This is a genomic window from Streptacidiphilus monticola (assembly GCF_042658505.1).
Taxonomy (GTDB): Bacteria; Actinomycetota; Actinomycetes; order Streptomycetales; family Streptomycetaceae; genus Streptacidiphilus; species Streptacidiphilus monticola.
On record NZ_JBHSQJ010000060.1, the window covers coordinates 1 to 9,650 of the forward strand.

Below are 9,650 nucleotides of genomic sequence, written 5' to 3' on the forward strand. Positions count from 1 at the left end.
GGACCCGCAGGGGGGCGGGCACGCACGCGGGGCGGGGACGGGACCCCCTGGGGTGCAACGGCATTGAGGGTGACGGGATCTGACCCGCCGTGCTGCTCGCTGGCGCTCGCTTCAACGACGCGACGGGGAGGGAGGGGTGGCGGGCCCGCTGCCCCGGGTGCGGGGTGGGAGCGGGCCGGCCGCCGTTGCGGCTGCGCCGGAGTCCCCGTGGCGGCACCCGCGAGTCGTGGTGGGTAGCCGCCAGGCGGAGGGCCGCCCTCGGCAACCCGCCATGGCGGGGGTGCCGTTCTGGCCGGGCGCGAAGACCTGGGGACTGTGGCGGGTTGGAGCACATCGACGGCCGACCATCGACAACCCGCCAAGGCGGCCACGCCTGACCCGCCCCGGGGCGGACCCCCGCAGGACCGTGGCGGGTTGGAGCACATCGACGGCCGACCATCGACAACCCGCCAAGGCGGCCACGCCGGCCCCGCCCCGGGGCGGACCCCCGCAGGGACGAGACGGGTCGGAGCACATCAGCCGGGGGCTCTCGCCAACCCGCCATCGCCGTGCTGCGCCTCCGGGGACACGGGTTCCTGGGTCGTGGCGGGTTGGAGCAAGGAGGGGTACACCTGTCGGCAAACCCGCCACGTCACCTCCCCGCCGCGCGGGGCCTCGGCTCCGGGCAGGCACAACTCACGGCCACCGGTGGGCAGTTCGACGCAACGTTCGCCGTCCGGCGGCGACCGCGCCGTGGAGACCAGGGCGTGGCGCCTCCGACTGCCCGGCGAACAGAGGGGGCACTCACCCGGCGGGCTTCCTCCAGCCCGCCACCCGGCAACGGCGGCCCCCGAGGCACCCCCAACCCGTCGTCGCGTCCTTTCCGCGAGCGCAGCGAGCAGCACGGCCATCGACCTCGCGCCACGGCGAATGCCGTTGCACACGTGCCGCGAAGAACTCACCCCGCGCCATTTCCGAACCGCAACCGTTTCAGCGCCGAAACCGCAACCCACCCGCCCCGGCGGCTGGCTAACCTACCGATACACCCATACCGGGCCATACCGGGCACAAACCCCGAATCAACGATTCAGCGGAGGAAGTGATTCGGATGTCCGACCTCGGGCATCACGCGCCCGACATCAGCGGCCACCCCGACGTGGCCGAGATGCGGGAGCGCTACGCGCACATGGTCGCCGGACGTCAGGCGGTCGCGCTGGACGGGCTGGTGCTGCTCACCGGGCTGTACGCGGCCATCTCCCCCTGGGTGGTGCACTTCCGCGCCGCCAACCCGGACCTGGCCGTCAACAACCTGATCATCGGGCTGGGACTGGCCGCCATCGGCATGGGCCTGAGCGTTGCCGGGGACCGGATGTTCCGGCTCAGCTGGGCCTGCACCCTCATCGGCGTCTGGATGATCATCTCCCCGTGGGTGGTGACCCCGGGCCACTCCCCGAACGCGGGGATGATCTGGAACAACGTCGTGATCGGCGTCATCGCCTGCCTCTGCGGGCTCGCCGCCACTGGACTGGTCCTGGGCTCCGCGGGCGGCGGACTTCGCCGCCGCCGTGCTGCGCGCTAGCCAGGCAACCGCACCGGGTCCGGTCCGGGGTCGTCCGACTCCCGGACCGGACCTCCTGTCTGTCCCCGTCCTCCAGGTCCCCGCTCAGCGGCGCCGGCGCCGCCACCCGCCGTGCCGCCACAGCCACAGCACGCCGGTCAGCCCGGAGGAGACCGCCAGCAGCAGGGCGAGGACCGGCCAGCGGCTTCCGAGCAGCGTCAGGTCGGCGAGCACCGTGAAGGCCACCAGCGCCAGCCCGACGAGCAGGGAGCCCAGGCCGCGAACGAGACCGCCGACGAGCGCCGGGTCCACCCGCCGACGACCCTGCGGCGTGGGCCGCTCCAGGGCTTCCCCTTCGGCCGTCACCTCGGGCACGCCGAGATAGAACGCAGCGGCCTGGTCCAGCAGTCGGCGGGTCGCCCGGTCGTAGGACCACGCCATGTACGGGAGCCAGACCAGCGGCGCGACCAGTCCCGCCAGGAAGACCACGCCGAGGAACAGCCAACTCCCCACCTGGGCCCAGCGGGACCGCGCCTGATCCTGCGTCAGCAGCCCGAGCAGGCGCGCGGCGCGCAGCCCGAGCGCCCACCAGGCGGCCCAGCCGAACCCCCGCACCGGCCGCCGGCTCCGCACCCCGGGCTGCCGGGTCTCCGCGACCGCGGCGCGAGCCGTGCCCGGATCCGCGTACGCCCCCTGGAGCAACAGCAGTTCCGCAGCGCGTTCCTCCGCCGCGGGATCGAGGCCCGCGAGGGCCGCGAGTTCGAGGACGCCGCGCAGTTGGCGCAGCAGCGCCGCGCAGAACGCCACCGGGACCAGCACGACGACGGGGCCGCCGACGAAGGCACCTTCGGCGGCCACCGCCCGGCAGGTCCGTTCGGTGAGCCGCTCCCGCTGCTCCTCCGTCGGTGCCGGCGTCTTCCCGGCCGCACGTGGCTCCCGCCGGGCGACCCGGGGTCCCAGCCGCGCCACCGTCAGGCGGGCCGCTTCGGCGGGCAGCAGGTCCGGGTCCTGCCGAGCGGTCCGGAGCACGTCCCGCAGGAGTGACGCGTCGGCGGAATCGTCGGAAGTCCCCACACAAGAGGTCATACCACCTGGGCAAGCCCGCGGCGCCCGAAGCCACGCCCCGTCGTCACGCCTCCGTCCGGGTCGCCGACGAACCCAGGTCCTGCAGTCCGACCACCCGGAGCAGTTCCAGCCGCTCCGCCGCCTCCGTGCCCGGCCGGGCCGACTCGACGACCAGCCGCTGTTCCGTGTCCGCCGTGGCGAGCACCTCGCAGTCGAGGTCGAGCTCGCCCACCACCGGATGGAGGATCCGCTTGTGGTCGGTCCGGCGCACGGCGACGTCGTGCCGTGCCCACAGGGCTTCGAACTCCGGTGACGCGGCGAGCAGTTCGCGGACGAGGTCCCGCACCCGCCGGTCCTCAGGCCGAGCGGCGGAGACGGCGCGAAGCTGGGCGACGTGGGTCCGGGCCAGCCGCTCGTGGTCCTCCTCGGGGAAGAGCGTGCGGCACTCGGGTTGGGTGAACCACCGGCGGACGAGGTTGCCCCCCTCGTGCCGGGCCGAACACCGCCTTGGCCATGTCGTTCTGGGCCAGCACGTCGCCGATGTCGGAGATCACCTGGGCGGGGCAGTCCCACAGCCGGTCCAGGACCAGCAGCAGCCCGGGGCGGACGTGTTGCGCGGCCGAGGTGCTGCGCGGCGGCTGCTGGCCGGCGAGGTGGAACAGGTGGTCCCGCTCGTCGTCACTGAGCCGCAGGGCCCGCGCGAGCGAGGCGAGCAACTGCACGGAAGGGTGCGGGCCGCGGCGCTGCTCCAGCCGCGTGTAGTAGTCGACCGACATCCCGGCCAACTGCGCCACCTCCTCGCGGCGCAGCCCCGGCGTCCGGCGGCGGGCGCCGGCGGGCAGCCCGACGTCCCCCGGGGCGAGGCGGACTCGGCAGCGGCGGAGGAAGTCGGCCAGCTCGGGACGGTTCATTCCCCCAGCCTGCCCGGTCGCCCGCCCGCGAGCCAGGGATCGCCGGTCCCTGGATCGGGAGGTCTCTCCCGGTGCCCCGACTCCCGCTCCACGCTGGGCACATGACGACGATTCTGGTGACCGGCGCGACCGGTCAGGTGGGCAGGTCCCTGGTACCCCGGCTGCTCCAGTGGACGGCGGCGGACCGGCCGGCGAACCGGCCGCCCGAGACGGTGCGGCTGCTGGTGCGCGACGAGGAGCAGGCGCGCCGGCTGGAGAAGGCGGGCGCGGAGGTCGTGCTCGGCGACCTGCGGGACGCGTCCGCCCGCGCCGAGGCGCTGCGCGGGGCGGACGCGGTGGTGAACGTGGCGGCGGCGTTCCGGGGCGTCCCGGAGGAGGAGGCCTGGGCGGTCAACCACCACGCCGCGGTCGCGCTGGGCCGCGAGGCGGCGGCGTCGGGGGTGCGGCGCTTCGTCCACACGAGCACCAACCTGGTCTACCCCTCGGGGCTGGGGCGTCCCGCCCGCGAGGACGACGAGCCGGCCGCGGACGCGGCGTGGGGCGCCTGCCCCGCCTCCAAGATCGCCTCGGAGCGCGGGCTGCGGGAGGTCAAGGGGCTGCCGCTGGTGGTGCTGCGCCTCGCGTTCGTGTACGGCGAGGGCGACTCCCACCTCCGCGACATCGTTCCGCGGGCCGCGGACTGGCCCGCCCACCAGCGGCTCGCGACGGTCCACGTCGCCGACGTCTGCTCCGCGGTTCGCCGCGCGCTGCGCGCGCCCGGGATCGAGGGCGAGACGTTCAACATCGGCGACGACGCCGGCATCACCGCCTGGGACCTGCACGCGTTCGCGGGTGTCCCCTTCCCCCGCTCCCCGCGCCGGGACGACATGGACCCGTGGGACAAGATCCCGTCAACGGACCACGCCCGCAAGGTACTTGGCTGGCAACCCCAGTACCCGACGGTGCTCTCCGCGCAGGCCGCCGGCGCCCTCTGAGCGCCCCGCCACCCTCCGGCCTTCCTGGCGCCTCCGGCAAAAGGGCCCGGCAGCCAAGCCAACCCGCAGGCCGAAGGCCGGGCCCCAAGCCGAAGGCCCGGCCCCAAGCCGAAGGCCCGGCCTCAAGCCGAAGGCCGGGCCCGGCCCCCGGCTTCAGCCTCTGGGCTACCAGCTCGCGTGCAGGGGCTTGCCCTCGGCGAAGCCCGCCGCGCTCTGGACGCCGACGATGGCGCGCTCGTGGAACTCCTCCAGGCTGCTCGCGCCGGCGTACGTGCACGACGAGCGCACGCCCGAGATGATCGAGTCGATCAGGTCCTCCACGCCGGGGCGCTTCGGGTCCAGGAACATCCGGGACGTCGAGATGCCCTCCTCGAACAGGGCCTTCCGCGCGCGGTCGTAGTCCGACTCCTCCGACGTGCGGTTGCGCACCGCCCGTGCCGAGGCCATGCCGAAGGACTCCTTGTAGAGCCGCCCGTCCGCCGCCGTCTGCAGGTCGCCGGGGGACTCGTAGGTGCCCGCGAACCAGGAGCCGATCATCACGTTCGACGCGCCCGCCGCCAGGGCCATCGCGACGTCGCGCGGGTGGCGGACGCCGCCGTCCGCCCACACGTGCCTGCCCAGCCTGCGGGCCTCGGCCGCGCACTCCAGCACCGCGGAGAACTGCGGCCGGCCGACGCCGGTCATCATCCGGGTGGTGCACATGGCCCCGGGGCCGACGCCGACCTTGAGGATGTCCGCGCCCGCCTCGACCAGGTCGCGCACGCCCTCCGGGGAGACGACGTTGCCCGCCACCACGGGGACCTGCGGGTCCAGGCCGCGCACCGCGCGCAGCGCGCTGATCATCGACTCCTGGTGACCGTGCGCGGTGTCCACCACGAGCACGTCGGCGCCTGCCTCCAGCAGCGCCTTCGCCTTGCCGGCCACGTCGCCGTTGATGCCGACGGTGGCCGCGATCCGCAGCCGCCCCTGCGCGTCCACGGCAGGCGTGTAGAGCGTGGCCCGCAGGGCGTTCTTGCGGGTCAGGATGCCGACCAGGCTCCCGTCCTCGGCGACGACCGGGGCGAGCCTGCGGTTGGCCAGCGACAGCTTGTCGAAGGCGGCGCGCGGGTCGATCTTCTCCTCCAGCAGCAGCAGGTCCTTGGACATGACCTGGCTCAGGCTGGTGAAGCGGTCGACGCCCTTGCAGTCGGCCTCGGTGACGACGCCCACCGGGCGGCCGTCCTCGACCACGACGACGGCGCCGTGCGCGCGCTTGGGCAGCAGTGCCAGGGCGTCCGCGACCGTCGCGGTCGGGGCCAGCGTGATCGCGGTGTCGTGGACCAGGTGACGCTGCTTCACCCAGGAGACGACCTCGGCCACCACGTCGATCGGGATGTCCTGCGGGATCGCCACCAGGCCGCCGCGGCGGGCGACCGTCTCGGCCATGCGGCGTCCGGCGATCGCGGTCATGTTCGCCACGACCAGCGGGATCGTGGTGCCGGTGCCGTCGTGGGTGGAGAGGTCCACCGCCTGGCGGGAGCCGACGGCCGAACGGCTGGGGACCATGAAGACGTCGTCGTAGGTCAGGTCGTAAGGAGCAGAGGGGCGGGCGTCGAGCGCACCGGTCACCGGATTCAGAAACCGCATGACTTCCAGCGTACGGTGCAGGTCAGCGCCATTTCCTGCTCATGCGTACAACAGTGGGGGCCAGTTCGGCGGCCCCCACCTGTACGAAGCTACGACTACGCGCGTTGCACCCACGGCGCCGACTCCGTGGCGGCGTCCGCCTGGGCGCGCAGGCGGCGCACGGCCTCGGCCGGGTCGTCCGCGCCGTAGACCGCCGAGCCCGCGACGAAGACGTCGGCGCCGGCCTCGGCGCAGCGCTCGATCGTCTCCGCCGAGACGCCGCCATCGACCTGCAGCCAGAGCTGCAGGCCGTGCTTGTTGATCAGGCTCCGGGTGCGGCGGATCTTCGGGAGCATGATGTCGAGGAAGGCCTGGCCGCCGAAGCCCGGCTCGACCGTCATGATCAGCAGCATGTCGAGCTCGGGCAGCAGGTCCTCGTAGGGCTCGATCGGGGTCGCCGGGCGCAGCGCCATGGACGCGCGGGCGCCGAGGCGGCGCAGGTCGCGGGCCAGCTTGACCGGTGCGGTGGCGGCCTCGACGTGGAAGGTGACCGAGCCCGCGCCCGCCTCCGCGTACTGCGGGGCCCAGCGGTCCGGGTCGTCGATCATCAGGTGGCAGTCGAGCGGGATGTCGGTGGCCTTGCGCAGCGACTCGACGACGGGCAGGCCCAGGGTCAGGTTGGGCACGAAGTGGTTGTCCATGACGTCGACGTGCAGCCAGTCCGCGCCGCGTACCGCCTCCGCCTCCTCGGCCAGGCGGGCGAAGTCCGCGGACAGGATGCTGGGGTTGATCTGCGACATGTCCTGCACTTTCCGTCGGCTCGCGCGGGCGTGCTGCGCGAGGGGCGAGTGGCGTACGGCGGGCCGCCGGTCGACGGCGGCGACCAGCCCATCATCCCGCACCGCGATCGCTCCGCCGCAGCTGACCGGTGTCCCCGCGACCGGCCCGGTCCGCGTTCCGGCGAGGGGACGTGTCCGAGAGCCGGTCACAGGTGCCGTGTGCGGACAGGTTCGCCGGGTGTCCGGTGGTGCGGGCACCCCCGGCCGAAAGCTGGGGGAAGGTCGCAGGGCGGAGGGTCACCCTCGTACTGCAGGTACTTGGGCGCGCCCGACAACGCAGCGAGATGCCGTGCCGGGCGCCGCAACACGGTGGACCTGTCCGGACACGGCGCTAAGGTGTGCGACCGTGGAGAGCCTGAGCAAGAGACGCCTGGACGCCGCCGAACTCGATGCCCTGTTGCACCGCTCGCTCGGCCAGGGCGGCCTGCTGGAGCAGGAGTTGACCGGCGGGATGTTCAACTCCGCCTACCGCGCCCGGCTCGCGGACGGCCGGACGGTGCTGGTCAAGGTCGCCCCGCCCGCCGACCTGCCGGTGCTCCGCTACGAACGCGGCATCCTGGGCACCGAGGCGTCGGTCTACCGGCAGCTGAACAGCCTGGCCGACGCCGCCGTGCCGACGCCGCGACTGCTGTACGCCGGCGAGGACCACCTGGTCCTGTCCTGGCTCGACGGCAGCCCCTGGGACCAAGTCCAGCCGTCGCAACCCGAGCCGCTAAGGAGGGAGTTGGGGCGGCTGGCGGCCCGGATCAATGCCCTTCCCTCCCCCGACGGGCGCTTCGGCTACCCCGCTCCCGAGGCGGGACTCCGAGCCGACGACTGGCCGACGGCGTTCGGTCGGATGGTCGCCGCCGTGCTCGCCGACGCCGAGCGCTTCGGCGCCGAACTCGGCGCGCCCGCCGAGGAGTTCAGCTCACTCGTGAGCGCCTCGCGGGACCGCCTCGCCGAGGTGGCGCAGGCCCGGCTGGTCCACTTCGACCTGTGGCCCGGCAACGTCTTCCACGACGGCGCACGCATCACCGGCCTGATCGACCACGAGCGCGCCTTCTACGGCGACCCGGCCGCCGAGCTGGTCTCGCTGGAGTTCGGCGGCGACGCCGGCGAGGGCAGCGAGGTGGGGGGCGGCTACCGGGAGGCCGGCGGGACGCTGGAGTTCACCGCGGGGCTCGCCCACCGTCTCTGCCTCTACCGCGTCTACCTGGGCCTGATCCTGGTCGTGGAGAGCGAGCCGCGCGGCTTCCGCGCCTCCAGCCCGGAGCACTACGCCTGGGCACGCGGCTACCTGTCCTCGCATCTGGAGGAACTGCGGCTACACTGTGCGGCATGACGTCGCGTACCAGCTGTCCCAAGCATTGGTGGCGCTCCTCCTAGGGGCGGCCATCCTTCCAGCGCGTACGCACGGGCCGTTCCTGACCGACAGGGCGGCCCTTTCGCATGTCTCCGGCGACGACGGCGACGACGGCGAGTCAGCGGGACCGGCCTGACGGTCCGCCAGGACCGGTCCTCCCGGCCCCCGCTCCCGTCCACCCACCCGCCGCACCACCTGCAGATCCAGGAGCAGACATGCTGATCGGAAACCGCACCCCCACCCGCGTGCTGACCGGCGACCGCCCGACCGGCCCGCTGCACCTCGGCCACTACTTCGGCAGCCTGCAGAACCGGGTGCGGCTCCAGCGCGAGGGCGTCCAGCTGTTCCTGGTGATCGCGGACTACCAGGTGCTGACCGACCGCGACGTCGCCGAGCGGCTCCAGGAGAACGTCGAGGGCCTGGTGCTGGACTACCTGGCCGCCGGTGTGGACCCGCAGGAGACCGTCGTCTTCACGCACAGCGCGGTCCCCGCGCTGAACCAGCTGCTGCTGCCCTTCCTGAGCCTGGTGTCGGTGAGCGAGCTACGCCGCAATCCCACGGTCAAGGACGAGATCGCGCACTCGCAGCAGTCCGCGGTGAGCGGGCTGATGTTCACCTACCCGGTGCACCAGGCCGCGGACATCCTGTTCTGCAAGGCCAACCTGGTCCCGGTGGGCCAGGACCAGCTGCCGCATCTGGAGGCCACCCGCACGATCGCCCGCCGCTTCAACGACCGCTACGGTCCGGTGTTCCCGGTGCCGGAGGCCATGCTCTCGGAGGCGCCGCTGCTGCTGGGCACGGACGGCGGCAAGATGAGCAAGAGCCGCGGCAACGCCATCTCCCTCTCCGCCACCGCGGACGAGACCGCGCGGCTGCTGCGCGGCGCGAAGACGGACAGCGACCGCCGCATCAGCTACGACCCGGACCAGCGCCCTGAGGTCTCCAGCCTGCTGCTGCTCGCCGCACTCTGTCGGCAGACCGACCCCTACACGGTGGCCGAGGAGGTCGGCGACGCGGGCGCGGAGAAGCTGAAGCTGCTGGTCACCGAGGCCGTCAACGACTACCTGGCCCCCATGCGCGCCCGCCGCCGCGAGCTGGCCCAGGACCTGGGCCTGGTCCGGGAGTTGCTGCGGCGCGGCAACGCCCGGGCGAACCAGGTCGCGGAGGCGACGCTGACCGAGGTGCGCGACGCGATGGGCACACCGGTCTACTGACGTCCCGTCAGCACCGCGTGCTGGCGGCGCAGCGCCCGGGCCACTGGCGAGTCCGCACCGTGCTGCGCCTCGGCCCGGCTCAGCGCGCCGCCGAGCACGGCGACGGCCTCGGGGATCCGCCCGGCGTCGAGCAGCCGCTTGACCTCCTCCACGGCGGCGG

At 73.6% G+C, this 9,650-nt stretch carries 7 protein-coding genes and 1 pseudogene; 4 read left to right on the forward strand and 4 right to left on the reverse strand.

The features are described from left to right. The first annotated feature begins 1,087 nt into the window (after positions 1-1,087). Positions 1,088-1,558 carry an SPW repeat protein gene (locus ACFP3V_RS14905; protein WP_380583494.1) on the forward strand — a complete coding sequence of 157 codons (471 nt, stop codon included), beginning with the start codon at positions 1,088-1,090 and terminating at the stop codon, positions 1,556-1,558. An 84-nt stretch (positions 1,559-1,642) separates the two neighbouring features. Here ACFP3V_RS14905 and ACFP3V_RS14910 read toward each other — a convergent pair whose 3' ends face one another. Both ACFP3V_RS14910 and ACFP3V_RS14915 read right to left on the reverse strand, forming a co-directional pair. Then, positions 1,643-2,611 (reverse strand): hypothetical protein, encoded by a 969-nt coding sequence (locus tag ACFP3V_RS14910; RefSeq protein WP_380583495.1) that lies wholly within the window; start codon positions 2,609-2,611, stop codon positions 1,643-1,645. A gap of 55 nt (positions 2,612-2,666) precedes the next feature. After that, positions 2,667-3,513: pseudogene (locus ACFP3V_RS14915) on the reverse strand (helix-turn-helix transcriptional regulator). A gap of 101 nt (positions 3,514-3,614) precedes the next feature. Between ACFP3V_RS14915 and ACFP3V_RS14920 the strand changes: the two are divergent. Further along, a complete protein-coding gene (locus tag ACFP3V_RS14920; protein ID WP_380583496.1) occupies positions 3,615-4,487 on the forward strand; it encodes an NAD-dependent epimerase/dehydratase family protein in 873 nt (290 codons plus the stop codon). A 165-nt stretch (positions 4,488-4,652) separates the two neighbouring features. On the opposite strand, the gene ACFP3V_RS14925 is transcribed toward ACFP3V_RS14920, so the two are convergent. After that, complete coding sequence (locus ACFP3V_RS14925) at positions 4,653-6,113, reverse strand: GuaB1 family IMP dehydrogenase-related protein (protein WP_380583497.1); 1,461 nt, start codon at positions 6,111-6,113, stop codon at positions 4,653-4,655. A 95-nt stretch (positions 6,114-6,208) separates the two neighbouring features. Continuing rightward, complete coding sequence (gene rpe / locus ACFP3V_RS14930) at positions 6,209-6,892, reverse strand: ribulose-phosphate 3-epimerase (protein ID WP_380583498.1); 684 nt, start codon at positions 6,890-6,892, stop codon at positions 6,209-6,211. A gap of 385 nt (positions 6,893-7,277) precedes the next feature. Between rpe and ACFP3V_RS14935 the strand changes: the two genes are divergently transcribed. Next, positions 7,278-8,255, forward strand: a complete 978-nt coding sequence (locus ACFP3V_RS14935) for a phosphotransferase family protein (protein ID WP_380583499.1) — start codon at positions 7,278-7,280, stop codon at positions 8,253-8,255. Positions 8,256-8,491: 236 nt separating this feature from the next. Beyond that, positions 8,492-9,490, forward strand: a complete 999-nt coding sequence (gene trpS / locus ACFP3V_RS14940; protein ID WP_380583500.1) for a tryptophan--tRNA ligase — start codon at positions 8,492-8,494, stop codon at positions 9,488-9,490. Positions 9,491-9,650: the final 160 nt, after the last annotated feature.